Origin of the sequence: Nonomuraea sp. NPDC059007 (assembly GCF_042740555.1) — a bacterium.
Taxonomy (GTDB): Bacteria; Actinomycetota; Actinomycetes; order Streptosporangiales; family Streptosporangiaceae; genus Nonomuraea.
Genome location: NZ_JBHYJD010000013.1, coordinates 220331 through 244099 on the forward strand (window position 1 = coordinate 220331; position 23769 = coordinate 244099).

At 71.0% G+C, this 23769-nt stretch carries 25 protein-coding genes and 1 pseudogene; 15 read left to right on the forward strand and 11 right to left on the reverse strand.

The window, feature by feature from the left end; all coding sequences use genetic code 11:
- The first annotated feature begins 54 nt into the window (after positions 1-54).
- Entirely contained in the window at positions 55-1215 is a 1161-nt protein-coding gene (locus tag ACFWY5_RS23415) for a hypothetical protein (protein WP_379616729.1), read from the forward strand.
- Here ACFWY5_RS23415 and ACFWY5_RS23420 read toward each other — a convergent pair.
- Positions 1199-3499, reverse strand: coding sequence for a GH1 family beta-glucosidase (locus ACFWY5_RS23420; protein ID WP_379634241.1), 2301 nt, complete (start codon positions 3497-3499; stop codon positions 1199-1201). The genes ACFWY5_RS23415 and ACFWY5_RS23420 overlap by 17 nt on opposite strands.
- A 48-nt stretch (positions 3500-3547) precedes the next feature.
- Between ACFWY5_RS23420 and ACFWY5_RS23425 the strand changes: the two genes are divergently transcribed.
- The 10 genes and pseudogenes from ACFWY5_RS23425 to ACFWY5_RS23470 all read left to right on the forward strand — a co-directional run bounded on the left by ACFWY5_RS23425 (position 3548) and on the right by ACFWY5_RS23470 (position 13594).
- The gene (locus ACFWY5_RS23425) at positions 3548-4108 is read left to right on the forward strand and encodes a DinB family protein (protein WP_379616733.1); all 561 of its coding nucleotides are present in this window, start codon (positions 3548-3550) and stop codon (positions 4106-4108) included.
- A gap of 51 nt (positions 4109-4159) precedes the next feature.
- Positions 4160-7408 (forward strand): annotated as a pseudogene (locus tag ACFWY5_RS23430) (helix-turn-helix domain-containing protein); the annotation flags it as partial.
- 46 nt (positions 7409-7454) lie between these two features.
- On the forward strand, positions 7455-7811 hold the full coding sequence (locus ACFWY5_RS23435; protein WP_379634315.1) for a WD40 repeat domain-containing protein: 357 nt from the start codon (positions 7455-7457) through the stop codon (positions 7809-7811).
- Positions 7812-7880: 69 nt separating this feature from the next.
- Positions 7881-8777: a metal ABC transporter substrate-binding protein gene (locus ACFWY5_RS23440; protein WP_379621964.1), complete on the forward strand. Its 897-nt coding sequence runs from the start codon at positions 7881-7883 to the stop codon at positions 8775-8777.
- A 14-nt stretch (positions 8778-8791) separates the two neighbouring features.
- The gene (locus ACFWY5_RS23445) at positions 8792-9547 is read left to right on the forward strand and encodes a metal ABC transporter ATP-binding protein (protein ID WP_379622116.1); all 756 of its coding nucleotides are present in this window, start codon (positions 8792-8794) and stop codon (positions 9545-9547) included.
- A 33-nt stretch (positions 9548-9580) separates the two neighbouring features.
- Positions 9581-10414, forward strand: coding sequence for a metal ABC transporter permease (locus ACFWY5_RS23450; protein ID WP_379621966.1), 834 nt, complete (start codon positions 9581-9583; stop codon positions 10412-10414).
- Positions 10411-10785 carry a Fur family transcriptional regulator gene (locus ACFWY5_RS23455; RefSeq protein ID WP_379621968.1) on the forward strand — a complete coding sequence of 125 codons (375 nt, stop codon included), beginning with the start codon at positions 10411-10413 and terminating at the stop codon, positions 10783-10785. The genes ACFWY5_RS23450 and ACFWY5_RS23455 overlap by 4 nt, the downstream gene beginning before the upstream one ends.
- A gap of 1506 nt (positions 10786-12291) precedes the next feature.
- Positions 12292-12951, forward strand: coding sequence for an HAD family hydrolase (locus ACFWY5_RS23460; protein WP_379634243.1), 660 nt, complete (start codon positions 12292-12294; stop codon positions 12949-12951).
- Positions 12924-13277 (forward strand): Scr1 family TA system antitoxin-like transcriptional regulator, encoded by a 354-nt coding sequence (locus tag ACFWY5_RS23465; RefSeq protein ID WP_379634245.1) that lies wholly within the window; start codon positions 12924-12926, stop codon positions 13275-13277. The genes ACFWY5_RS23460 and ACFWY5_RS23465 overlap by 28 nt, the downstream gene beginning before the upstream one ends.
- Positions 13265-13594: a DUF397 domain-containing protein gene (locus ACFWY5_RS23470; RefSeq protein WP_379634247.1), complete on the forward strand. Its 330-nt coding sequence runs from the start codon at positions 13265-13267 to the stop codon at positions 13592-13594. The genes ACFWY5_RS23465 and ACFWY5_RS23470 overlap by 13 nt, the downstream gene beginning before the upstream one ends.
- Positions 13595-13727: 133 nt before the next feature.
- On the opposite strand, the gene ACFWY5_RS23475 is transcribed toward ACFWY5_RS23470, so the two are convergent.
- Positions 13728-14402 (reverse strand): phosphotransferase, encoded by a 675-nt coding sequence (locus ACFWY5_RS23475; RefSeq protein ID WP_379634249.1) that lies wholly within the window; start codon positions 14400-14402, stop codon positions 13728-13730.
- Between the two features lie 169 nt (positions 14403-14571).
- Entirely contained in the window at positions 14572-14940 is a 369-nt protein-coding gene (locus ACFWY5_RS23480) for a VOC family protein (RefSeq protein WP_379634251.1), read from the reverse strand.
- Positions 14941-15004: 64 nt separating this feature from the next.
- On the opposite strand from ACFWY5_RS23480, the gene ACFWY5_RS23485 reads away from it, so the two are divergent.
- Positions 15005-15463 (forward strand): MarR family winged helix-turn-helix transcriptional regulator, encoded by a 459-nt coding sequence (locus ACFWY5_RS23485; protein ID WP_379634253.1) that lies wholly within the window; start codon positions 15005-15007, stop codon positions 15461-15463.
- Between the two features lie 3 nt (positions 15464-15466).
- Here ACFWY5_RS23485 and ACFWY5_RS23490 read toward each other — a convergent pair whose 3' ends face one another.
- Complete coding sequence (locus ACFWY5_RS23490) at positions 15467-16456, reverse strand: helix-turn-helix transcriptional regulator (RefSeq protein ID WP_379634255.1); 990 nt, start codon at positions 16454-16456, stop codon at positions 15467-15469.
- A 91-nt stretch (positions 16457-16547) separates the two neighbouring features.
- Between ACFWY5_RS23490 and ACFWY5_RS23495 the strand changes: the two genes are divergently transcribed.
- Positions 16548-16946 carry a VOC family protein gene (locus tag ACFWY5_RS23495; RefSeq protein ID WP_379621982.1) on the forward strand — a complete coding sequence of 133 codons (399 nt, stop codon included), beginning with the start codon at positions 16548-16550 and terminating at the stop codon, positions 16944-16946.
- A gap of 16 nt (positions 16947-16962) precedes the next feature.
- On the opposite strand, the gene ACFWY5_RS23500 is transcribed toward ACFWY5_RS23495, so the two are convergent.
- The 3 genes from ACFWY5_RS23500 to ACFWY5_RS23510 are packed head-to-tail and all read right to left on the reverse strand — an operon-like array spanning position 16963 to position 19070.
- Positions 16963-18150, reverse strand: coding sequence for a hypothetical protein (locus tag ACFWY5_RS23500; protein ID WP_379634257.1), 1188 nt, complete (start codon positions 18148-18150; stop codon positions 16963-16965).
- Entirely contained in the window at positions 18147-18464 is a 318-nt protein-coding gene (locus tag ACFWY5_RS23505; protein ID WP_379621986.1) for a PadR family transcriptional regulator, read from the reverse strand. The genes ACFWY5_RS23500 and ACFWY5_RS23505 overlap by 4 nt, the downstream gene beginning before the upstream one ends.
- Positions 18465-18518: 54 nt before the next feature.
- Positions 18519-19070, reverse strand: coding sequence for a dihydrofolate reductase family protein (locus tag ACFWY5_RS23510; protein WP_379634259.1), 552 nt, complete (start codon positions 19068-19070; stop codon positions 18519-18521).
- A gap of 143 nt (positions 19071-19213) precedes the next feature.
- Here ACFWY5_RS23510 and ACFWY5_RS23515 point away from each other — a divergent pair, with 143 nt between their 5' ends.
- Complete coding sequence (locus tag ACFWY5_RS23515; RefSeq protein WP_379621990.1) at positions 19214-19618, forward strand: YybH family protein; 405 nt, start codon at positions 19214-19216, stop codon at positions 19616-19618.
- Here the strand turns inward: ACFWY5_RS23515 and ACFWY5_RS23520 are convergent.
- Together ACFWY5_RS23520 and ACFWY5_RS23525 are read right to left on the reverse strand one after the other, a co-directional pair.
- Entirely contained in the window at positions 19599-20525 is a 927-nt protein-coding gene (locus tag ACFWY5_RS23520; protein WP_379621992.1) for a hypothetical protein, read from the reverse strand. The genes ACFWY5_RS23515 and ACFWY5_RS23520 overlap by 20 nt on opposite strands.
- 84 nt (positions 20526-20609) lie before the next feature.
- Positions 20610-21512 carry a DMT family transporter gene (locus ACFWY5_RS23525; protein WP_379621994.1) on the reverse strand — a complete coding sequence of 301 codons (903 nt, stop codon included), beginning with the start codon at positions 21510-21512 and terminating at the stop codon, positions 20610-20612.
- Positions 21513-21605: 93 nt separating this feature from the next.
- Between ACFWY5_RS23525 and ACFWY5_RS23530 the strand changes: the two genes are divergently transcribed.
- Positions 21606-22154 carry a CGNR zinc finger domain-containing protein gene (locus tag ACFWY5_RS23530; protein ID WP_379621996.1) on the forward strand — a complete coding sequence of 183 codons (549 nt, stop codon included), beginning with the start codon at positions 21606-21608 and terminating at the stop codon, positions 22152-22154.
- 40 nt (positions 22155-22194) lie between these two features.
- Here the strand turns inward: ACFWY5_RS23530 and ACFWY5_RS23535 are convergent, their stop codons facing one another.
- Both ACFWY5_RS23535 and recO read right to left on the reverse strand, forming a co-directional pair.
- Complete coding sequence (locus ACFWY5_RS23535; RefSeq protein ID WP_379621998.1) at positions 22195-22974, reverse strand: isoprenyl transferase; 780 nt, start codon at positions 22972-22974, stop codon at positions 22195-22197.
- The gene (gene recO / locus ACFWY5_RS23540) at positions 22971-23705 is read right to left on the reverse strand and encodes a DNA repair protein RecO (protein ID WP_379622000.1); all 735 of its coding nucleotides are present in this window, start codon (positions 23703-23705) and stop codon (positions 22971-22973) included. Before recO ends, ACFWY5_RS23535 begins: the two co-directional genes overlap by 4 nt.
- Between the last annotated feature and the right edge of the window lie 64 nt (positions 23706-23769).

A 23769-nucleotide genomic window follows, 5' to 3' on the forward strand; every position in this document is an offset into this window, starting at 1 on the left:
AGCCATTCTCCGTGAATTTCGGCGATTAGCATCGAAGCAGAAGCTGGAGGGGCGATGCGTTTACGCAAACGGCACAAGGACCTTCCCGACGAGCCCGCGCAGGTCGCACGGATCACCCCCGCGATCGCCTATGACGGGGACCTGTACCACCTGCCCGACTGGCGCCGCCGCCGCGCCGAGGAACGCGAGCTGGGCCGCGGCCACGCCGCCGAAGGGCAGATCGACACGCTCACGCTGGAGACCGGCAGCGTCCCGCGCTTCCACGAGCTGGAGGACGAACGGCTGGCCGAGCTGGCCCGCGTCGAGGAGTGCGCCGAGCGCGAGGCGCAGCAGGCCAGGGCCGAGTTCGAGGCGCAGAAGATCAGGCTGGCCGAGTCGCAGCGCACCTTCTCCGACCTGCGCAAGACGCTCGACGACTCCCAGCGCCACGTCGCCGAGCTGGAGCAGCCCAGCAGGCGCCCCGGCGACGGGCGGCCCAGCTCGATCGCGCTGTCCGGCAGCCGCTGGCCGGCGATCCGGCGCTGGCTGCCCGGCGCGCTCCTGCTGCTGCTCCTGCTGATCGTCGAGGTGCCCATCCTCTACCAGGTCATCCTGAACTGGGGTGACAGCGTCGCCATGACCGCCCTGCTCGCCACCGGCGCCGCGTTGATCATGCTGGTCGCGCCGCACATGTACGGCAGGGCGTTCCGCGCCTGGCAGGAGAACGGCAGCCCGGCCCGGGGACGCTGGCTGCTGGCCGCCGTGGCGCTGGTATGGCTCGGCCTGATCGTCGCCGTGGCCGTCCTGCGCCGCGACGCCCTGGTCAAGCCGCTGGTCGTGGACGGCCAGGAGATCGGCCCCACCTCCCAGGGCGTCGGTGAACTGCCCACGATGGTGCTGCTGCTCGCGCTCCTGATCGCCACCGCGCTCATCGCCGCCGACCTCGGCCGCCGCATGCACAACCCGAACGACCGGCGGCTGCGCGAACTGCGTGCCAAGCGCGACCACGACGCCGCCGCCTGCGCGCGGGCCCAGGCCGCCTACCAGCACGACGCCGGGTACGCCGAGAGCATCGGCCAGCACCTCCAGGGCGCCGACCGGCGGCGGGCCGGACGCGTCCGCCAGCTCGACAACGGCTTCCACAGCCTGGCCACGGCCTACCTGGGCGGCGTGGTGGAGGGCCTGAAGGACCCGGAGGCGGCCAGCTGGGCCGAGCGCATCATCGCCCGCCGCTGACCGTGCTCCCCCTGACCTCCAGACGGACGGGCAGGACGCTCGGCGCCACGGGTTGCCCGTCCAGCGCGGACAGCAGCGACCTGGCGAGGGCCAGCGCCAGGTCGGTCACCGGGACGGCGACCGTGGTGAGCGCGGGCAGCGTGTGCCGCCCGGCCTCGCCGTCCCCGAACCCGGCCACCGCGAGGTCCTCGGGAACCCGCAGGCCCACCTCCCGCGCGATCCCGAGCACCTCCAGCGCCAGCGCGTCGGTCACGGCGAAGACCGCGTCGGGGCGCATCGGGTTGAGGCGTCCGGCCAGCAGCCGCCCGGCGTCGCCGGAGACCTCCGCCTCTGGGAACACCTCCAGGAAGCCGCGCACCCGCTCCCCGGCCGCCGCGCCGGGACCGGTCAGGACAGCGGGGCGGGCACAGCCGAGCTCGCGCAGGTGGCGGCCCACCGCCGCGCCACCCCCCGCCTCGTCGACGGCCACCACGGGGCCGCCGAGCAGCACCAGTGGCACGTCCGTCGCGGCCAATCGCTCCGCCAGCGGGTCCGGATGGTCGGGGGGCAGCAGGATCATGCCGTCCACGTGCCGTCCCTCCGCCTGCGCCAGGACGCGGCGGTGGCTCCGCTCGGAGTCGGCCAGCATGAGCCGCACCTGACGGCCGCTCGCCTCCAGGACGCTGGTCACGTACTGGACGACCGCAGAGACCAGGGCGGCGTTGTCGTGGCGCGGCCCGGACAGCACCAGCGCCACCGTGCCGGTGCGCCGCGTGACCAGGCTGCGGGCCGCCTGGTTCGGCACGTAGCCGAGCTCCTCGACCGCCGCCTGGACCCTGGCCCTGACCTCCGGGCGGACGGACGCCTCGCCGTTCACCACGCGCGAGACCGTCGCCCGGGAGACCCCGGCGCGCGCCGCCACGGTCTCCAGCGTCGGCCGGGGCGCGGCGGGCAGGCCGTTGCGCGCGATCACCTCGCGGAACCAGCGCGCGCTGTCCCTCTCCGTGCGCCGCTGGGTGGCGAAGTCGACGTGGACCAGGCCGAACTTGCGCCGGTAGCCGTCGGCCCACTCGAAGTTGTCCATGAGCGTCCAGGCGAGGAAGCCGCGCAGCCGTACCCCGTCGGAGATCGCGGCGTGGGCGGCGCGCACGTGCGCCTCGATGAACGCGACCCGGTCGGCGTCGCGCGACCCGTCGCCGAAGTCGGCGCCGTTCTCGGTGACCATGAGGTCGAGCCCGGGATGGTCGGCGGCCAGCCTGCGCAGCAAGACGGTCAGCCCGCTCGGCACGATCGGCCAGCCCATCGCCGTGGCCGGGCCCGGCGTGGCGGCGAACAGCACGCCCTCGCTGCCGGGGAAGGCGGGCTCGCCCGGCCGGCTGGGCTGCGCCTGGACGACGTGCGGCGCGTAGTAGTTGACGCCGAGCACGTCGATCGGCCGCGCGATGAGATCGAGGTCGCCGTCGCGCACGTGATCGAGCCCGGCATGCCGCTCCACCACCTCGAGCAGTTCCGGCGGGTAGGAGCCGCGCAGCATCGGGTCCAGGAACTGGCGGTTGAGCAGCGCGTCGATCCTGGACACCGCCCCGGCGTCCTCGGGCGTCAGCTCCTGGTCCTGGTCGCCGAGCTGGCCAGGCGTGAGCACGGGCGACAGGTTGAGCGCCACGCCGATCCGCCGCGCACCCGCCTCCCGCAGCACCCCGGCGGCCAGCCCGTGGGCCAGCAGCATGTGGTGCGCGCTCCTGAACGCCTCGGCCGCCGAGCGCCGCCCCGGCGCGTGCGTGCCGGCCGCGTAGCCGAGGAAGGACGCCACCCACGGCTCGTTGATCGTGAACCAGGTGTCGACCCGGTCACCCAGCCTCTCGTGTACGGCCGCCGCGTAGCCGGCGAACCGCTCGGCGGTGTCGCGGCTCGGCCAGCCGCCCCGGTCCTCCAGCGCCTGGGGCAGGTCCCAGTGGTAGAGGGTGGCGTACGGGGCGATTCCCTGGCCGAGCAGGTCGTCGGTCAGCCGTTCGTAGAAGTCGAGCCCGGCCGCGTTGACCTTTCCCGCCCCGTCCGGCAGCACCCTGGACCAGCTCACCGAGAACCGGTACGCGCGCAGCCCGAGCCCCTTCATCAGCCCGACGTCCTCGGCGTGGCGGTGGTAGTGGTCGCACGCCTCGTCGCCGGTGCTCCCGTCGGCGATCCGGCCGGGAGCGTGGGAGAAGGTGTCCCAGATCGACGGCCCCCTGCCGTCCTCGGCCGCCGCGCCCTCGATCTGATAGGCCGAGGAGGAGACGCCCCACACGAAGCCATCGGGAAATCGCATGCCCTCATTGTGCCGAGACTGTCGGAGGCGGCGGCTACGGTGTCGGCCATGAGCGACAGCGACACCCCTTGGGAGCCACCCCTCGCCGGCACCGAGACCGAGCACCTGATCGGCGCGCTCGACCGGCTGCGCGCGACGTTCCGGTGGAAGGCCGACGACCTCGACGCGGGGCAGCTGCGGACCCGGATCGGCGCCTCCGACCTGACCATCGGCGGTCTGCTCAAGCATCTGGCCCTCGTGGAGGACCACATGTTCACGGCCAAGATGCGGGGCGAGCCCGTCGGCCCGCCGTGGGACACCATCGACCGGAGCGGCGGCGAATGGCAGTTCGCCACCACCGGTCACACCCCCGAGCAGCTCTACGCCCTGTGGGACGGCGCGGTGGAACGCTCCCGCGCGCGGCTCGGGGCGGCCCTGGCCGACGGCGGCCTCGACCAGCTCGCGCACATCAGCGACCCCGACGGCAACCACGCCAGCCTGCGCAGGCTGGTCTGCGACCTCATCGAGGAGTACGGCAGGCACACCGGGCACGCCGACCTGCTGCGCGAGTCCATCGACGGGCGGGTCGGCGAGGATCCCCCGCCCGGCTGGCGGCCGAAGTCGGGCTGACACGTACGATCGCGGTGACCCGCCGTCGCCACGTGTCGAATCGAGACTCGAATGTCCGGCAGCTCGCACGCGATCGACCTGATCCACACCCGCCAGGACTTCGCCCGCGAGCTGACCGCGTCGCGCGAGCGCGCCGGCCTCACCGTCCGCCAGGTCGCCGCGGCGACGGGGGTGCGCGGCGCGCACAGCACGGTCGGCGACTGGTTCGCCGGCCGCGGGCTGCCCGCGACGGGCTCGCGCGACCTGCTCGACCGCGTCCTGCGGGCGTGCGGGGTCGACGACCCCGCCGAGCTGGAGCGGTGGGTGGAAGCCTGGCGGCGGGTACGCCGCGCCCCCGGCCCCAGGCCGGCCGGACCGGAACCGTACCGCGGACTGGCCGGATTCCAGGTCGAGGACGCCGAGTGGTTCTTCGGCCGCCGGGCGCTGACCGAGGAACTGGTGGAGCGCGTCACCCGCGGCCGCGGCCCGCACCTGGTGGTCGGGGCGTCGGGCTCGGGCAAGTCCTCGCTGCTGCGCGCCGGGCTCATCCCCGCGCTGGGCGAGCGGCCCGCGCTGCTGTTCACGCCGAGCACGCGCCCGCCCGGCGAGCTGTCCGGGCTCGTGGTCGTGGACCAGTTCGAGGAGGTCTTCACCACCAGCTCGCCCGGCGAGGCGCTCATCGCGGAGCTGGCCGAGGCGGCGAACGACGGCGCGACGGTGGTCCTGGGCCTGCGCGCCGACTTCTACGCCCACGCCCTGCGCCACCCGTCGCTGCTGGCCGCGGCCCGGGACGGCCAGTTCGCGGTGGGCCCGATGAGCGAGTCGGAACTGCGCGAGGCCATCGTCGAACCCGCGCGCAAGGCCCGCGTCGACCTGGGGGAGGGGCTGGTCGACCTCCTGCTGCGCGAGGTCGCCCCGCGCGCGGGCGCCCACGAGGCGGGGGTGCTGCCGCTGCTGTCGCACGCCCTGTACGCCACCTGGCGGCAGGGTGGCGGACGGCGCCTGACCATCGCCGACTACCGGGCGGTGGGCGGCATCGAGGGCGCGGTCGCGGCCAGCGCCACCCAGGTCTACACCTCGCTCAGCGGGCCGCAGCGGGAGCAGGCCAGGCGGCTGTTCGTCGATCTGGTGCACGTGGCCGCCGACACCGCAGACACCCGGCGGCGGGTCGCGACCGAGCGGTTACCCGAGGAGGTACTCGACCGGTTCGTGGCGCAACGGCTGATCACCGCCGACACCGACTCGGTGGAGATCAGCCACGAGGCGCTGCTGACGGCCTGGCCGCTGCTGCGGCAGTGGCTGGAGGAGGACCGGGCCGGGCTGGTGATCCGCCGGCAGCTCGCCGACGCGGCGGCCGCCTGGGAACGTGAACACCGCGACCCCGCGCTGCTCTACCGGGGCGCCCGGCTGGCCGCCGCCCGCGAGCTGGCCACGACCCAGCCGGCCGACCGCGCGTTCCTGGACGCCTCGCTCGCCCGCGAGGCCGGTGAGCTGGCCGCCGCCCGCCGCCGGACCCGGCGGCTCTACCAGCTCGTCGCGGGACTGGCGGGGATGCTGCTGCTCACCGTGGTGGCGACCGTGGTCAGCGTACGCAGCCTGGAGGCCGTCAGCGACCAGCGCAACCAGGCGTTGTCCGGCAAGGCCGCCAACGAGGCGGTCGCGCTGCGCGGCACCAACCCGGCGCTGGCCGCGCAGATCGGCCTGGCCGCCTACCGGCTGGCGCCGACGGCGGAGGCCAGAGGGGCGTTGCTCAGCACGTTCGCGACGCCGTACTCGACGCGGATCACCGGGCACACCGGGGCGGTCTACGCGGCCGAGTTCACCCCGGACGGGCGGCGGCTCGCCACCACCGGCACGGACGGCACGGTCCGGTTGTGGGACGTCGGCGCGCGGCACGCGCCACGGCCGCTGGCCGTGCTGCCGGGCTCGGGCGGCCTGCTCGGGGCGGCGATCCGCGGCGACGGGCGGCTGCTGGCCACCGCGGGGCAGGACGGCGCCGCGCGGCTGTGGGATCTCGCCGACCCCGCCCGCCCGGCCGCCGCGGCCACGCTCATGGGGCACGCGGGCGAGATCCGGCGGGTGGCGTTCAGCCCCGACGGGCGGACGCTGGCCTCGGCCGGCGCCGACCGCACCGTCCGGCTCTGGGACGTCACGACGCCGGCCCAGGCCAGGCAGTTGTCGGTGCTGGGCGGGCACGGCGACGGCGTCTCGGCGGCGGTGTTCGCCCCCGGTGGGCGTACGCTCGCCACCACCAGCGGGGACGCGACCGTGCGCCTGTGGGACGTCGCCGACCCGCGCGAACCGCGGCAGGTGGCCAAGGTCCGGCACACCGACCGGGTCCTGGCCGCCGCCTACAGCCCGGACGGCCGCACGCTGGCGACCGGGGGCTTCGACAACACGCTGCGGCTGTGGGACGTGCGCGACCCCGCCCGGCCGGTCGCGCTGGCGGCCCTCGGCGGGCACGTCAACGGCATCGTCGCGGTGGCCTTCAGCCCCGACGGGCGTACCGTCGCGACGGGCAGCTACGACCTGACCGTGCGCCTGTGGGACATCGCCGAGCCACGCTTCGCCGCCGTCCCCCTCACGCTGACCGGGCACACCGACACCGTCTACGCGGTCGCCTTCAGCCCCGACGGCCGCACCCTGGCCAGCGGCGGTCGCGACACCACGGCCCGGCTGTGGGAGGTCAAGGGCCCGGTCCTGTACGGCCACAGCGGCCCGATCCACTCCGCGGTGCCCGGCGCGGGCGGGCGGCTGCTCGTGGCCAACAGCTACCGGCGCGCGCACCTGTGGGACCTGTCCGACCCTGGCCGGCCCGCGGCGCTGGCGACGCTGAAGGAGCACACCGACAACGTCCTGGCCGCCGCCTTCACCCCCGACGGCGGCCGGCTGGTCACCGTCTCCCTCGACCGCACCGCCCGCCTGTGGGACGTGCGCGATCCCCTCCGCCCGGTGCGGCTGGGCATGGTGAGCGCGCCGGCCAACACGTTCACGCTGGCGCTGCGCCCCGACGCCCGGGTGCTGGCGGTGGGAGAGGACGGCGGCGTCGTGCGCGTGTGGGACCTGTCCGACCCGCGCAGGCCCGTCGAGACCCGCGTCCTGCGCGCGCACACCGATCGGGTGCTGGGCCTGGCCTTCAGGCCGGACGGGCGGGTGCTGGCCAGCGCGGGCGCCGACCGCACGGTGCGGTTGTGGGAGCTGTCCGATCCGCGGCGCCCGGCCGCGCTGTCGACGATCAGCGCGCACGCCAACAGCGTGGCCGCCGTCGCGTTCGCCCCCTCCGGCGACGTGCTGGCCAGCGCGGGCTACGACCACACCGCCCGCCTCTGGGACCTGTCCGACCCGCGGCCCGCGGCCGCTGTCGGTCCTGGCGGGACACAGCAACAGCGTCAACGGGCTCGCCTTCAGTCCCGACGGCCGCACGCTCGTCACGGCGGGCTTCGACGGTACGGCCCGCGTCTGGGACATCACGCGCCCCCGCAGCCCCGGCCCGCCGGTGCCGCTGGTGGGCCACACCGACCGGGTGAACTCCGTCGCGCTCGGCCCCGGCGGCGCGACCCTGGTCACGGGCAGCAGCGACAGCACGGCCAGGTTGTGGGACATGGACCCGGAACGTGTCGCGCGGCGGCTCTGCGCGCTGGCGACGCCGCGGATCACCGCCGCCGAGTGGCAGCGCCACTTCCCCGGTCTGGCCTTCGAGCCGCCCTGCGGAGATCACGCCTGATTTTGACAACCATTTTCATTTTGCCGCATAATGACTCCCATGATGTCAGGACATTTCCGGGTGCGCGCTGTGGGTTTGCTCGCGGGTGCCGGACTCCTCGCCACCGCCGCCTGCGGTTCGGGCGCCGCCGAGACCGCCACCGCCGGTGACAAGCCCCGCGTGGTCACGGCCTTCTACCCGCTGCAGTGGCTGGCCGAGCGCGTCGGCGGTGCTGACATCGACGTGTCCGTGCTCACCGCCCCCGGCGTCGAGCCGCACGACCTCGAACTGGGCGCCCAGCAGATCGCCGACCTGGAGGACGCCACCCTGTCCGTCTACATCAAGGGCGTCCAGCCCGCCGTGGACGACGCGCTCGCGCCGCGGGGCGAGCGGGCCTTCGACGCGGCGACCGCCGTGAAGACGCTACCCGCCCCCGCACACGCCGGCGAAGAAGAAGAGGCGCACGAACACGAGGTCTCCTACGACCCGCACCTGTGGCTCGACCCGTCCAGGCTCGCCACCGTCGCCGGGAAACTGGGCGAGCGCATGGCCCAGGCCGATCCGGCGCACGCGCAGGCGTACCAGGACCGCGCCGCCAGGACGGCCGCCGACCTCACCGCGCTCGACCAGGAGATGGCCAAGGGCCTGACCAACTGCACCAGCAAGACCATGGTGACCAGCCACGAGGCGTTCGGCTACCTCGCCGACCGCTACAAGCTCAAGCAGATCGGCATCACCCTCGACCCCGAGACCGAGCCGTCGCCCGCCCGCATCGCCGAGGTCGCCAAGCTCGCCAACGCCGAGAAGGTGACCACCATCTTCACCGAGGCCCTGGTCAGCCCGAAGGTCGCCGAAGTACTGGCCCAGGAGGTCCACGCCAAGACCGCGGTACTCGACCCGCTGGAGGGCAAGCCGGCCAACGGCGACTACCTTTCCCAGATGCGGCAGAACCTCAAAACACTCCAGACCGCCCTGGGCTGCGCGTGAACACCGTCTTCCAGATGACCGGCGGCCAGGTCACCCTCGACCGCCGCCCGATCCTGCGCGGCGTCGACCTCACCGTCTGCCCCGGCGAGGTCGTCGCCATCATGGGCGCCAACGGCTCCGGCAAGTCCACGCTCGTGCGCGCCCTGCTCGGCCTCACGCCGCTGTCGGGCGGGCAGACTCTCCTGTACGGCGTGCCGCCCGGCAGATTCCGCGACTGGCGGCGCATCGGCTACGTTCCCCAGCGCCTGGCCGTCGGCGGCGGCGTGCCCGCGACCGTCAGGGAGATCGTCGCCTCCGGGCGCATCGCCAGGCAGAGCAGGCTCCGCCGTACCAGCAAGGAAGACCACGCGGCGGTGGCGCGCGCGCTCGCGGCGGTCGACCTGTCCGAGCGGGCCGGCGACCCCGTGCAGTCGTTGTCCGGCGGGCAGCAACAGCGCGTGCTCATCGCGCGGGCGCTGGCCGGCGAGCCGGACACGTTCGTCATGGACGAGCCCACCGCCGGCGTCGACGCCGACAGCCAGCAACTGCTGGCCGGGACGCTCGCCACGCTCGTCCGCGAAGGACGCACCGTCGTGCTCGTCGCCCACGAGCTCGGCCCGCTCGAACCCGTCATCTCACGCGGCGTCGTGGTCCGCGCCGGGCTCATCGAGCACGACGGACGGCCGCCGCAGCCGGAAGGAGAATGCGCCAAACCCGGACACGAGCACGTCCACCCGCACGCCGAGGAACCCGTCACCGGCCCGCTGACCGACCTCCGCGTCAAACCGTAGCCGCCCACCCCCGACCGATTGGCAAGTGCACCCGTGAGCGACCTTCTCCAGAGGGAGTTCTTCCAGCTCGCCCTCATCGCCGCCCTGCTGGTGGGCCTGTGCGCGCCCGCCGTCGGCACGTTCATCGTGCAGCGCCGCCTCGCCCTGCTCGGCGACGGCATCGGCCACGTGGCGCTGACCGGCGTCGCCCTCGGGTTCCTGACCGACACGGCGCCGGTGCTCACCGCCGTGCTCGTCTCCGTCGCCGGCGCCATCGCCATCGAGCTGGTACGGGCGCGCGGGCGTACCAGCGGAGACGTCGCCCTCGCCCTGCTGTTCTACGGCGGCATCGCCGGCGGCGTCATGCTCATGGCCATCGCGCCCGGCGGCAGCAACGCCAAACTCAACTCCTTCCTGTTCGGCGCCATCGCCAGCGTCACCCGCCAGGACATCTGGATCATCGGCGGGCTCGCGGTCGCGGTGCTGGCGGTCGTGGGGTTCTTCGGGAGAGAGTTGTTCGTGCTCTGCCAGGATGAGGAGGTGGCGAAGGCGAGCGGGCTGCCGGTGCGCTTCCTCAGCCTGCTGATCGCCGTGACCGCGGCACTGACCGTGGTCATCGCCATGCGGGTGGTGGGGCTGCTGCTCGTCAGCGCGCTCATGGTGATCCCGGTCGCCACGAGCCAGCAGCTGACCAGGGGGTTCAAGGCGACGATGGGGCTGGCGACGGTGTTCGGGATGGTGGCGGCGGTCGGCGGTCTGCTCGTGTCCACCGTCTCGCCGAAGGTGCCGCCGGGAGCCTCGATCGTCCTACTCGCGCTCGCCGGCTTCGTGCTGGCCCTCGGGGTCGGTAAGTTCGTACGGCGAGGCCGACCACAGGAGATCACATGACGACCAGACGCGATGCCGTCCACGACACGCTGCGGCGCAGCGAGGGGTTCCGCAGCGCGCAGGACGTCTACGCCGAGATGCGGCAGGATGGGGCCAAGATCGGCCTCACTACTGTTTACCGCGCGCTTCAGGCCTTGGCCGATGGGGGCAAGGTCGATGTGCTGCGTACGGACGACGGGGAGTCCGTATACCGGGCCTGCGCGACCGACGACCATCACCACCACCTGGTGTGCCGGCGATGCGGGCGGACGGTCGAGGTGGCCGGGCCCGCGGTGGAGCGGTGGGCGGAGGCGGTGGGCAGCGAGCACGGCTTCACAGAGATCACCCACACCGTCGAGGTGTTCGGGACCTGTGCTGTGTGCTCGACCTGAAGGGCAAGGTGCTCCGCTTCGCTCCGCGCGTTCTTCCAGTCGGGGCGAGCCCCGACCCCTGTGGGGCCTCGCTGCGCTCGGACCGCCCTCTTGAGGCCCGCCCGTTGCCCAGCTAAGTGGTTGAGCGATTGGATCCCGCCCTGGCCAAAGGTGCTCCGCTTCGCTCCGCGCGTTTTCCTCATAGGGGCTGACGCCCAGGTTTGCCCGGTTGGCTTCCGTGGCCGTGGAATCGCTTGAAGACGAGCCGCGGTGAGCTCTTCCAGGGTCATATCGTGGTCCCCGCTGGCCAGACCAGCTGCGACGCAGCCGTGAAGCGGCGATGAAGACGCACCTTGGTACACCGGAGGTCTCACCCCCACCAACCGAAGGGGATCTAGCAATGAGGAACCTCCCAACGACCCTCGCGTCCTGAGACCAGCGAGCGAGGCCAGTTCGGCCCGCCGCAGCCGGCTGCTGGTCCTGCAGGCTTATGCGCTCGTTGCTGTCGCTGCCGGCACGGGACCTGCGGCAGCTGACCACGATGCGCGTCCCGGGCGTTCAGGCCGTCGGCGCGCTGTCTTCGCAGTTCCTGTTGCAACCGGCCCAAAACCTTGCCGAGTTCAACTCGGCGCTGTCCGCAGAAACTGTTCCACATCGAAGGGCACACCCGCCGGCTGGATCCGCGAGCGCCGTCTGCGGCAAATCGGCGCGGGCCGCCAGCTCGCAACCGGCGCAATGGCATTGGCCCGCTCGGGGCTGTCAAAAGGTAACAGACACACGCCTCCGAACAATATCACTCACCAATCGAAGGGAACGTAAATGCGTTCAATACGGCAATACCTGCTGAGTGCGGCATTGGCATTGGTGACTCTCGCTGCCCTCTTCGCCGGTCTGCAGATCGGCACCTACTCGGCAGCAGCGTCAACCGCCGCACGGGCGGGATCGAATGCCCTCGTCGTGCCGCATGCATACGTACACGTGAACAGAGCGAGCGCTCAGGTACGCAGCATCCTATTCCCTCGCACTCCCAGAGGCGCCGCAGATGCGCAAAACTACGTTCATACTCGGAGCAGATGCGGCGATGCGTTCTGCACCATACAGGAGGGCCCTGCCGGGTACTACAACGTGTGGAAATTCAGCGGATGTGGCGACTTCGCTCTGGCTTACTTTAATGGACACTGGGACGCACACAATCACGGGTCGCTGACGGTTAATGCCCTCAGAAGCGACAAGTCGGTATTCGGCTGGTACCGGGGAGGGCAAGGATATATCGTGAACTGGAGCCCAGTCTGGTATGTGCGAACCTGCGGCTCGTAACGCCGGTCTGCGGCAAATCATCAAAAGAGGTGAAGGCGCTGAGAGTGAATCTCAGCGCCTCGCTTCGTAAAACCGCAGGGGCTTCGGCGCTAATCCTCTCCGCCATGACAACCTGTGGGTGCAAAAACTCGTCCGCCCACCCACACCCTACCCGGGGGCGAAAGCCATCCCAGGCATCACCTGATCGTGCGGCCACCTATGCTCATCCCCATGATGACCATCGTCCTGGACGTCGGTGAAACCATCGTCCGCGACGACCGCTACTGGGCAGCCTGGGCCGACTGGCTCGAAGTCCCTCGACACACCTTGTCCGCCCTGGTCGGAGCTGTCGTCGCGCAAGGACGTGACAACGCCGACGCCATCCGGCTCGTGGACCCCGATGTGGACATCGCGGCCGAATACGCGGAACGGGAAGCCGCAGGACGCGGCGAGGTCATCGAAGAAGCCGACCTCTATCCCGACGTTCGACCTGCTCTGGCCGCTCTCCGAGAGGCCGGCCATCAAGTCGTGGTCGCGGGTAACCAGACCGTTCGCGCCGCCGAGCTACTTCGCCGCCTGAATCTGCCCGTCCAAGCCATCGCCACATCGGGCGAATGGGGTGTCTCCAAGCCGGACCTGGCTTTCTTCGCTCGGGTCCTGGAACTCACCGGAACCGCCCCTAACGCCACGATCTACGTCGGCGACCACCCTGCCAACGACATCACGCCTGCGCGGGCCGTCGGGATGCGCACGGCGCACATTCGTCGCGGCCCCTGGGGGCACTTGTGGGCAGACGACCCGGCGGCGGCTGCGGCGGACTGGCGGATCAACAGCCTCACCGAGCTCGTCACGATCACCGCCGAATGGCGCGCCAGCCGGGCAAGGCGGTAGTCGGCTCGCAACAGTGCTCCACCGCCCCATTGGCGGCCCAGTTGCGATATCTGCTGGAGATGGCGCGGCACCCACGCATTACTGTCCAACTCGTGCCTATCGCCGCAGGTTGTGTGCTTGGCATGATGAGCGCATTCGCGTTGGCGCGGTTGCGCGACGGCTCCGAAGTGGTCTGCGCGGACTCGGTCTTGTCCGGCCAGGTGACAGCCGATTACGACGCCGTGGCCCGCATCAAACAGAGACATGACAGCATCAGAGCCGACGCGCAACCGAAAAGCGTCACTCATGAGGCAATAGAGGATGCGATCAGAAAATGGACCGGGTGAACCTCGACAACGCCGCATGGACAAAGGCCACCGCCAGCGGCGACAACGGGCAGTGCGTGGAAGTCGCCACCAATCTCCCTGGCATCGTCGCAGTCCGCGATAGCAAGGACCCCGACGGCCCCGCGCTGATCTTCACTGACGAGGAGTGGGCGGGGTTCCTCGACGGCGAGGGGCCGGGCATGAGCGTCGCCACCGACCTCGCCGGCATCGTCTCCCTGCGCAAGAGCGGAACCCCTGACGGCTCCGCGCTGACCTTCACCGACGGCGAGTGGGCGGCATTCCGGGACGGCGTCGCCAAGCACGAGTTCGACCTCTGAAACAGGCGTTCATCGTGTTGAAGGTCGTGACGGGCAGTCTGATGGATGGCGCGGGCATCTAGGGCATGTCCGCAAGCTTTTCGCCGCCACCGGCCGTTGTCGCCGCAGGTCAAAGCTGCGTGCGGACCTTTGGTTAGGTGAGCAAGGCGCGTTCCCACTGGTCTTCGCGTTGTTCGATGTACGCGGCATCGTTCAGCCAGGCGGCGCCGTGGCCTTCGGCCCACAACGTCGCCCAAGGCTGTGTTCCGAGCGTGGACTGCTCGCGGAGGAAGTCGTGCATGGATCGGGTGCGGCGGCTCAGCAGCGGGACCAGCCGGCGACGATCGGTCTCCCGCAGGCCGTAGGCGTCGGCGAAGGTCCGCAGCCGGGCGGCCATGTCGCGGTTCTGCCAGTCCGGGTGCGCGGACATGGGGACGAAGCCGTGGATGGCGTAGGCGACGTCCCACAGCCGGGAGCCCGGCCCGGCCGTATCCCAGTCGATGAAGACGCATTCGCCCGCGTCGTCGATCACGAGGTTCCACGGTGCCAGGTCGTGATGGGCGATGATGTCGTCTTCATCTGCCGGGATCAGCGTCTGCCACTGGGCGTCGGCCGGAGGGGTGAAGCTTTCCACGGCGTCGTGGAAGTCTCGGATGAGCCGCGCCACGTGGGCCAGTTTCCGTGGTGGCTCGACCAGGGTGAACGAGTCGGGCCAGACGACCTTGCCGGGGGCGAAGGTCAATACCTCTCGGCCTTGATCGTCGATGCCCAGGGGCAGTGGAGCCGCGTGAAACCCCACTTCGTGCAGGTGGGTGAGGAGTGCGTGCACCGCGGGAGTCCACGGTCCTGTGGGGCGACGGACTGTGTCTCCCACCCGGACGACGCCGTCGTGCACATTCCCGCCGGTCAATGGCTGTTCTTCGTCGCGCCGCACCGCTCCAGTGTGGCCGCCCAGCCGGCCGATCGCATCAGCGCCGTGTCGGCCTCGGTCTGGCGTGTCAGGTGCGGTCGTGGAGGGTGATCTGGTAGCCGTCGGGGTCGGCGAAGGTGAAGGTCCGGCCGAAGGGGCCGTCGATCGGTGCGGAGACGATGGTGTGACCGTCGGCGGCGAGAGCGTCGTGGATGGCCTGGACGTCTGTGGCGTGGAGCCAGATCGCGGCACCGATGCCGGGCTGGGCGACGGACGCGAGGTCGGTGCCGGGAACGATGTCGCGGAGTGCGAACGCGATCGGCTTGGTCTCGAAGACGACGGCGTGCGGAGGTCCGGCCGGCGAGCGGACGAGGCCGAGGTACTGCTCGTAGAACGCCTGCGAAGCGCCGAGGTCGCGCGCCTGGAGCGAGATGAAGTCGGGGCCGGTGACGGGCATGATGATGTCCTCCTGAATGCATGTCAGTTTTCTGACACGGGTCAATCTATGTCAGAATACTGACATGAGTCAACACGGTGTCGGCGTCGACCTGGAGACGTCACTGGGCTACCTGCTGAAAGAGGCGTCGAGCGCGCTGCGCGCGGCCATGGAGGAGGTGCTGCGGCCGCTCGGGATGAGCGTGACGCACTACTCCTGCCTCGAACTGCTGGCTCAGCGACCGGGCCTGTCGAACTCCGAGCTCGCGCGGGGCGCGTTCGTGACACGGCAGACGATGAACGTACTGCTCCAGAACCTGGAACGAGAGGGCTACGTGACCAGGCCCGCGGCGGCGCCCGTCGGGAAGGTCCTTCCCACGCGGCTCACGCCTCGCGGCCGGCGGAGCCTGGAGAAGGCGACCGTGGCGGTCCGGTCCGTCGAGGTCAGAATGCTGGCCGGCATGACCGAGACCGAGCAGTCAGCCGCGTTCCGGACCCTGAAGAGCATGATCCATGCCCTCCGCGAGGGCGACGGCGGTGCATAGGTGTCAGGCTTGGCGGGCGTGGGACGCGAGGCGATCGGCGAGCGCGGTGACGAGGTCGCGTAGTTCGCCGGGGCGCTCGATGACGAACGGCCGGTCGAGTGCGGCGAGCACCGGAGGCAACCAGTCGAGCCGCTCCGCCCGTAGTTCGACGCGCAGCCAGCGCTCGGCCGCCCGGTCCCGGCCTGGCGTGGGGGCGTACTCCTCCAGGCTCGCGACGCCGGCGGGAAGGTGGGCGCGGATCTGGTCAACCGTCCCGTGGATCCGCAAGGTCACCTCGTGCCGGTACTCGGCCGTGGCGAACCCTGACAACAGGCGCCGTGCCGGATCGGGACCCACGGGCGCCTCGAAGGAGCCGGGCAGGGTTCTCGCGTCCGCGACGCGGTCGAGCCGGAAGGTGCGGTCCTCGCCGATGGCGGGGTCCTTGCCCGTGACGTACCACCGGCCCGCATGGGCGACGATGCCGTAGGCGTGCAGCGTGCGTTCGCTGTGCCGTCCGTCGCGGTCGGTGTAGCGGATCGAGAACGGCCGGCGGTGGCGCACCGCGTCGGCGATGGTGAGCAGGACCCCGGCGTCCGGGGCGGCGAACTCGCCGGGCTGATCGGTGAAGGCGAGAGCTTCCAGGAGCGTGTCCAGCCGGCGGGCGAGGTGCTTGGGCAGTACCCGCCGGATCTTCGCCGATGCCGTCTCGCCTGCCGTGTGCTGCGTCGTCGTCAGCCCTGCCCGGCGGCCGGCGACCAGGCCGAGCAGCACGGCCAGCGCCTCGTCGTCGCTGAGCATGAGCGGAGGCAGGCGGTAGCCGGGGGCGAGCCGGTACCCGCCGTAGCGGCCGCGCACCGATTCCACGGGGACGTCCAGGTCGATCAGATGGTCCACGTACCGCCGCACGGTGCGCCCCTCGACGCCGAGCCGGTCGGCGAGTTCGGCCACCGTCCGGGTGCCGCCCGACTGCAGCAGTTCCAGGAGCGTCAGCACGCGGCCGGTGGGGCGAGACATGTTCGCAGCCTAGCCCGAATACTGGACCGATTCTGTCCACTATTGCTCCTAGCCTGCGAGGCGCACGTCCTGCACAGCCAAGGAGATCACCATGGAATTCGTCTCGATCCGCATCATCACCGGCGACGTCGCCCGCCTCGTCGAGTTCTACGAGCGAGCCACAGGAGTACGGGCGACGTGGGCCACCGAGGACTTCGCCGAACTCAGGACCGCGTCCGCCACCCTCGCGATCGCCGGCACGCGCACCGTCCCGCTGTTCGCACCCGGTTCGGCCCGCCCGGCCGACAACCACAGCGTGATCACCGAGTTCCTCGTCGACGACGTGGACCGTGTCCACCGGAACCTGACCGGGTTCGTCACCGACTTCGTCACCGAGCCCACCACGATGCCCTGGGGCAACCGGTCCCTGCTGTTCCGTGACCCCGACGGCAACCTCGTCAACTTCTTCACCCCCGTCACCACGGCGGCCATCGAGAAGTTCGCACGCTGACGCCACGCACAACCGCTCACATGGGGTCCGCCGCGGAGGGCGGTGTGCGGGCGCCGAGGGCGGCGGCGAAGACGGCCAGGGGGAGTCCGACCAGAGGAAGGACGACGAGGCACATGATCAGGGCGTCGGCCAGGTTCGCGCTGACAGGAGCCAGGCCGCTCTCGTCGACCAGGGAGACGCCGCCGGACAGTCCTTGGGGCAGCCACACCGCGTAGGTGAGCGGGACGGCCGCGGCGACGGTCCAGATCGCGGCCCGCAGGCCCGCGCGGAAGGACCGGCTGACACGCCCGGCCACGAACGCGGGCACGACGAAGGTGGCCAGGGGCGCGCCCACGATCAGGGGTGCGGTCAGGAGCGCGACGACCGGCGACGGCTCGTTGCGCTCCATGAAGTTGATCAGCAGGAACCAGGCGGCGAACCCGGCGGCGGCCGCGGTGGCCAGGTGGGGTGCCACCCGGTCGGTTCCCAGCCACCGCGGTGTCGCCAGGGCGATCCACAGGCAACCCGCCAGAACGGCGGCCAGGGAGATCGCCGCGACCGGCGGCAGGTGCCGTACCGCGGCCGGTTCGGTGCGGAAGAAGATCACGGTCATGGCGATCGCGGCCGCCACGCCGGCGACCACCACCGCGGTCGCGGCCGGCACCGGCAACCGCAGCCGCGGCGCACGGGCGACGGCCAGCACCGCCATCGCGCCGACGATCGCGGTGAAGCTCGCCGCCAGCACGCTCAGGCCGGGCGCCAGTGCGCCCATCGCCGTTCCCGCCACCGCCGCGGCGGCCACGGCGGCGCCGCTCGTCAGGACGAGGACCGGCCAGCCGCCCGCCGGGCGCAGCCACAGCATGGCCCGCGCGCTGCTGAGCGCGAACCGCCACCGCGCCGTCCGCCCCTCGATCCCGGCCAGTTCCGCGGTCATAGCCAGGCCCCACTCGCGGCGGCGTTCCGGCAGCGCCGCCACCGCGGCGGTCAGCAGCCGCTGCGGCGGGTCCATCGCGGACATGCGCTCGCCGGTCGCCCTCCACCAGTGGTGCAGGACGAGGGTGGCGGTGCCCGCCCACACCACGGGCGGGCCCACCAGGTAGAGGAAGGCGGCGTCCGGCGCGGGCAGCTGCTCGGAGTTCACCAGGATGACGGCGTAGGCGGCCACCCACACCACGACGATGATCCAGGCCGCGCCGGCCAGGAATCCGTGCCGCGTCCACTTCATGCGCCCTGCCACCTCTCTCGCGTTCCGAACGGACTCGGGGCCGGCTCGGCGGCGGCGAGCTCGGTGGCCAGGGCGCGGCCGGAGCCGGTGAGCCGGTACAGGTGCCGCGGTGGCCGGCCGGCGGGGACGTCGGAGTCCCAGGAGGTCTCCAGCAGGCCACGGTCGGTCAGCCGCATCAGGATCGGGTACATCGAGCCCGGTTTGATGTCCAGTTGCCGGCAGAGCTCGTAGCCGTACCGCCAGGCGGCGGGCTGCTCCGCCAGCGCCAGCACCACCGCCATGGTCTGCGGGGAAGGCCGTCGGATGCGGGTCATGCGCATAACTCTATATATACAGAGTTACGCGGTCAACGGCCGGCGTACCGCATCTCAGCCCGCGGGCCGGTAGCGCAGCCACACGACGCCCGACCGGAACGGCGTCGCGGCCACCAGTTGCAGGCGCACGGGACCGACGCCGTCGAAGAAGCGCGGGCCCCTCGCCCACAGGGCCGGGTGGATCCAGATCCAGAACTCGTCGACCAATCCCTGCCGGGTGAGGGCGTGCGCGAACTCGCCGGCCCCGGAGACGATCAGGTTGCCGCCGTGCGCCTTCTTCAGCTCGGGTACGGCCTGGCCGAGCTCGCCCTCGATCAGGACGGCGTTCCACTCCAGCGGCTCGGTCAGCGTGCGCGACGCGACGTACTTCGGCATGGCGTTGATACGGCCGGCGAAGCGCCCCATCGCCGGATGGCCGGTCAGGTGCGGCCAGGCGGCGGCCAGTCCTTCGTAGGTCTTGCGGCCGAGGACCATCGCGTCGGCCAGCGTCAACTGCTCCAGCGAGGCGTTGGCGCTGTCGTCGTCGAGGACCAGCCAGTCCTCGGGCGAGGGCGACTCGAAGGCCCCGTTGGCGCTGATGGAGTTGTGGACGATCAGCTGTCCCATCGTGCGTTCTCCGTTCTGTGGCTTGCCTGAACGCTAGAAGCGCGGACGATCGGGCCGCATCGGTCGAACTACTGGCGTCGGCCTGACGTTCCGGAGGGCTGTGTCGTCGGAGTACCGGCGAACATTGTTGAACGGAGGACGAGATGACTTCGAGCGAGTCCGAGTTCAGGACGTTTCTGGAAGGCCGCGTCGACGCCGCCCAGAAGAAGGACATTGACCGGCTCATGTCGCACTACGCCGACGACATCGTCTATTTCGATGTCGTACCGCCGCTCCAGTTCGCGGGCGCCGATGACGTCCGCCGCAATTTCGTGCGGTGGTTCGACGGCTACGAAGGTCCGATCGGCCTGGAGACGCACGAGCTGAACGTCGCGGTGAGCGGGGATGTGGCGTTCGCGCACATGCTGCACCTGAACTCGGGAACCCGGAAGGGCGGCCCCGAAGGTGAGGTATGGGTGCGATCGACGGTCTGCTGCCGTCGGTCAAACGACCAGTGGCTGATCACGCACGAACACATCTCGGTGCCGATCAGCGTTCCCGGCCACTAACGGGCCCGCTGATGTCATGGGCGACGTCGGCGAGGTACACGCTTTCGACCTGCGGGTTGTCGAGAAGCCTCCTGACGTCGCTCAGCTTCCAGCCGTCAAGGAGCAGTCCGTAGACGACGCCCTCCTCGGCAGCACGCGTGAGCCAGTCGTGGTCCAGTTCGAACGCGTAGAGGTCGTCTCCCTCGTTGAGCAGCCCCACCCATTTGCGGAACTCCTCCAGCGCCGGACTGGGCTCGCCCTCGCACTGGTACTGGACCTCCGGCATGTAGGTGTCGCGGGTCATGTCGCGGTTCCAGGTGATCGCGTTCATGGAGTCGGGGTCGCTGGAGTCGTCGTAGTAGGACGGATAGTAGATGTAGGAGACGTCCGGGCCTCCGCAGATCTTGTACGCGCGGTTGAAGGCCATGAGTTGCGTGGTGGTCATCTCGCGGGTGAACTCCACGACGGCCACGGTCTTGAGCGTCTGGGGCAGCGCGTCGATGATCTCCCTGACCTTGTCCTTCCCGGCCGGGTCGTGGCCTGTTTCCACGTAGTCGATCGCGTCGGCCACGCTGCCGTCCGGCTTGTCGAGGAAGGGCGCACGGACGGAGCCGAACACGTTCTCCGTGATCGTGTACTCCGTCCGGCCCTCGCTGGGTCCGGCCCGGCGCGGCTCACCCCACAGCGTGTACCGGCTCTCCAGCAGCCCGGAGTCGTGGCTTGAGCCGTAGACGAAACGTTTGTCGGGGTTGGCGATGCGGGCGGCCGTGCCGTACATGCTGGCCTTCTGTTCGGTACCGAAATCGACGAACACCCACAGCACCCGGTCCGCCACGTACGCGGCAAGGGACAGTGCCGCGGTGACGGCCAGGACCTTGGTCAAGGACCAGACCACACGCGCCCAGTCGGGCTCCCTCGTCTCCAGCACCGTGCGCTCCATGCGATAGAGATCAATTGGCGTAGAGCGCACCATAGCGTCCAGGTTCAGTAATCAACCATCGGGTGGCGTGGGTCAGGTCCGCCGGGACGAGGTGCCGAGTGGCTCGGCTGGCACTGGCGGGCCGGGTGGAGGGGGTGAGGAGCCGCGGGAGCCGTACAGGACACCGATGATGATCACCACGCAGCCGGCGAGCTGCCACGGTGACGGGCGTTCTTCCAGAAAGAGCGCTGACAGCGCGACCGTCGTCATCGGCTGGATGAGGAGCAGCAGCGCGGTGAGGGCGGCGGGCTGGCGGGGGAGTGCCCAGGTGATGAGCGCCCAGCCGAGGACCTGAGGCCCCAGGGCGAGGGCGAGCAGCCAGCCGTGGGCGGGCCAGTCCGGTACGAAGTCGGCGCCGCCGAAGATCGGGCTGAGGACGGCCACCGAGAGCGTGGCGACCACGGCGGTGTGCGCGAGGGGGGTCATGGTGTGCGGGCCTGCGGCCTTCATCAGCAGCAGGTACGCGGCGTAGGCGACCGAGGTGGCCAGGCCGAACACGACCCCGAGCCCGGGGTCGGCGCCATAGGCGGCGCTGTCGAAGAGGCCGGAGATCAGGACGACGCCGGTGAACACCACCGGGGTGCCGATCATGAGCCGGGTGGAGGGGCGTTCCCGGAAGATCGCCCAGGCGGCGAACGCCACCAGGAACACCTGCAGGTTGCCGAGTACGGTGGCCAGCCCGGCACCGACGTACTCGATCGCGGTGTGCCAGAACAGCAGGTCGAGGGCGAAGACGAAGCCCGCGGCCCAGGACAGGTAGCGGCCCCTGGCCGGCAGCGGGCCGAGCCGGCGTCGCTCCAGCCAGGCCAGCAGGAGTAAGGGCGGCACCGCGTAGGCGAGCCGCCAGAACGCCGAGGTGGCCGGTGACACGCCGGACAGGCGGACGAGCGGCCCCGACATGGAGATGACCAGCGCGCCCACCACCGCGATCAGCACGATACGGCGATGTGCACTCACCGAGGACCCCCGCCCGCCCGTTGTAGAGATACGCTTCGTCCACGCTATGAGCAGGCGTAGACAGGAGTCAATATGCCGTTTGGCCATGACATGGTGCACTCGCTGGCCACCGTCGTCGAGCTTGTGAACACCTCGCCCTCCACCGGGGGCGACGACGGGCTGGCGGATCTGAGCGACCTGCAGGCCTTCGTCGAGTCGCGGCAGGTCAGCGGTATCGGCGTGCTCACCCCCCGCGACCTCGGCCAGGTGCGCATGCTGCGGGAGGCCTTCCACCGGGTGTTCCTCGCCACCGACCAGGCCGTCGCGGTCCGGCTGCTCAACTCGCTGCTCGCCGACACGCGGATCACGCCCCGGCTGGCCGAGCACGACGGGCATCCGCTGCACATGCACTACTTCGCGCAGGACGCCGTGCTGTCCGAGCACGTGGCCGCCGACTGCGGGGTGGCGCTGGCCCATCTGCTGGTCGAGGGCGAGTGGGAGCGGTTGCGCACCTGCTCGGCGCCCGACTGCGACCGGGTGTTCGTGGATGAGTCCCGCAACCGCTCGCGGGTCTACTGCGACAGCCGTACCTGCGGAAACCGCATGCACGTCGCCGCCTACCGCGCCCGCCGCCGCGGCTGACGGACCTCGGGGGTCCGCGTGGTGCGGGCCCCCTCGCGGCTCAGCGGGCGACTTCGTTGGGTACGGCTCCGCCGTATCTTCTGTCGCGCTTGGCGTAGATCTCGCAGGCCTCCCACAGATCGCGCCGGTCGAAGTCCGGCCAGAGGCGGTTGAGGAAGACCATCTCCGCGTAGGCCGACTGCCACAGCAGGAAGTTGGAGAAGCGCTGTTCGCCCGACGAGCGTACGAACAGGTCGACCTCGGGCACGTCCGGTTCGTCCAGGTAGCGGGCGAAGACCTTCTCGTTGACCTTGCCCGGCTTCACCCGGCCCGCGGCGATGTCGGCGGCCAGCTTCACCGCGGCATCGACGATTTCGGCCTGGCCACCGTAATTGACGCAGAACTGCAACGTCAGCGTCCGGTTGCGCTCGGTCATCTCCTGCGCCGTCTCCAGCTCGGAGATCACGCTCTTCCACAGCCGTCCGGGCCGGCCCGCCCAGCGCACCCGCACGCCCATGGCGTTGAGCTCGTCGCGGCGGCGGCGGATCACGTCACGGTTGAAGCCCATGAGGAAGCGCACCTCGTCCGGCGAGCGCTTCCAGTTCTCCGTGGAGAAGGCGTAGGCCGACAGATAGGGGATGCCCAGCTCGATCGCGCCCTCGATCACGTCGAACAGCGACGCCTCGCCCGCCTTGTGCCCCTCGGTGCGCGGCAGCCCGCGCTGCTTGGCCCAGCGGCCGTTGCCGTCCATGACGATCGCCACGTGCCTGGGCACCAGCTCACGGGGGATCGGCGGCGGCGTCACGCCGGAGGGGTGGGGCGTCGGGGGACGGACGTTCAAACCGGTTCTCTTTCTACGTGTCGGAGCGAGCGGATGCCGTGCTCCAGGTGCCACTGCAGGTAGGCGGCCACCAGCCCGCTGCACTCGCCGCGGTGGCGCGGCAGCGACGCGTCGGCCGCCGCCCAGTCGCCCTTCAGCAGCGCCGTCATGAGCCCGATGGTCTCGATCGACGGTACGGCGGAGCCCGCCGGTTTGCAGCCGCCGCAGACCACGCCACCGGCCACGATCGCGAACGCCCTGATCGCCGGGGCACGGCACCTGGCGCACGCCTCCAGCGCCGGAGCGTACCCGGCGACGGCCAGCGAGCGCAGGAAATACGCGTCAAGGACCAGCCTGGCTTCGTGTTCGCCCTCGGCCAGCGTGCGCAGCCCGCCCACCAGGAGCAGGAACTGCCGCAGCGCCGGCTCCTTCTCGCCGTGGGTGAGCCGGTCGGCGGTCTCCAGCATCGCGCTGCCCGCGGTGTACTTCGGGTAGTCGATCGCCAGCGCCTCGCCGTACGGCCTGAGCGTCTCGGCCTGGGTGACGACGTCGAGGGAGCGTCCGACGTGCAGTTGAAGATCTACGTGAGTGAACGGTTCGAGGCGCGCCCCGAACTTGCTCGTGGTGCGGCGCACGCCCTTGGCGACCGCCCTGACCTTGCCCGTGCGCTTGGTGAGCACCGTGATGATGCGATCGGCCTCGCCCAGTTTCTGCGTGCGCAGGACTACGCCCTCGTCACGATAGAGACTCACGAGGACATCCTATTGGGGCACACGGGTGGACCGGCTTTACCCAAGGCTCACTAGACTTTGACGT

Coding starts and splice junctions, on each gene's coding strand:
- ACFWY5_RS23415 (WP_379616729.1), top strand. CDS start 55: ATGCGTTTACGCAAACGGCACAAGGACCTTCCCGACGAGCCCGCGCAG.
- ACFWY5_RS23420 (WP_379634241.1), bottom strand. CDS start 3,499: ATGCGATTTCCCGATGGCTTCGTGTGGGGCGTCTCCTCCTCGGCCTAT.
- ACFWY5_RS23425 (WP_379616733.1), top strand. CDS start 3,548: ATGAGCGACAGCGACACCCCTTGGGAGCCACCCCTCGCCGGCACCGAG.
- ACFWY5_RS23445 (WP_379622116.1), top strand. CDS start 8,792: ATGACCGGCGGCCAGGTCACCCTCGACCGCCGCCCGATCCTGCGCGGC.
- ACFWY5_RS23455 (WP_379621968.1), top strand. CDS start 10,411: ATGACGACCAGACGCGATGCCGTCCACGACACGCTGCGGCGCAGCGAG.
- ACFWY5_RS23460 (WP_379634243.1), top strand. CDS start 12,292: ATGATGACCATCGTCCTGGACGTCGGTGAAACCATCGTCCGCGACGAC.
- ACFWY5_RS23465 (WP_379634245.1), top strand. CDS start 12,924: ATGGCGCGCCAGCCGGGCAAGGCGGTAGTCGGCTCGCAACAGTGCTCC.
- ACFWY5_RS23470 (WP_379634247.1), top strand. CDS start 13,265: ATGGACCGGGTGAACCTCGACAACGCCGCATGGACAAAGGCCACCGCC.
- ACFWY5_RS23480 (WP_379634251.1), bottom strand. CDS start 14,940: ATGCCCGTCACCGGCCCCGACTTCATCTCGCTCCAGGCGCGCGACCTC.
- ACFWY5_RS23485 (WP_379634253.1), top strand. CDS start 15,005: ATGAGTCAACACGGTGTCGGCGTCGACCTGGAGACGTCACTGGGCTAC.
- ACFWY5_RS23490 (WP_379634255.1), bottom strand. CDS start 16,456: ATGTCTCGCCCCACCGGCCGCGTGCTGACGCTCCTGGAACTGCTGCAG.
- ACFWY5_RS23495 (WP_379621982.1), top strand. CDS start 16,548: ATGGAATTCGTCTCGATCCGCATCATCACCGGCGACGTCGCCCGCCTC.
- ACFWY5_RS23500 (WP_379634257.1), bottom strand. CDS start 18,150: ATGAAGTGGACGCGGCACGGATTCCTGGCCGGCGCGGCCTGGATCATC.
- ACFWY5_RS23505 (WP_379621986.1), bottom strand. CDS start 18,464: ATGACCCGCATCCGACGGCCTTCCCCGCAGACCATGGCGGTGGTGCTG.
- ACFWY5_RS23510 (WP_379634259.1), bottom strand. CDS start 19,070: ATGGGACAGCTGATCGTCCACAACTCCATCAGCGCCAACGGGGCCTTC.
- ACFWY5_RS23515 (WP_379621990.1), top strand. CDS start 19,214: ATGACTTCGAGCGAGTCCGAGTTCAGGACGTTTCTGGAAGGCCGCGTC.
- ACFWY5_RS23530 (WP_379621996.1), top strand. CDS start 21,606: ATGCCGTTTGGCCATGACATGGTGCACTCGCTGGCCACCGTCGTCGAG.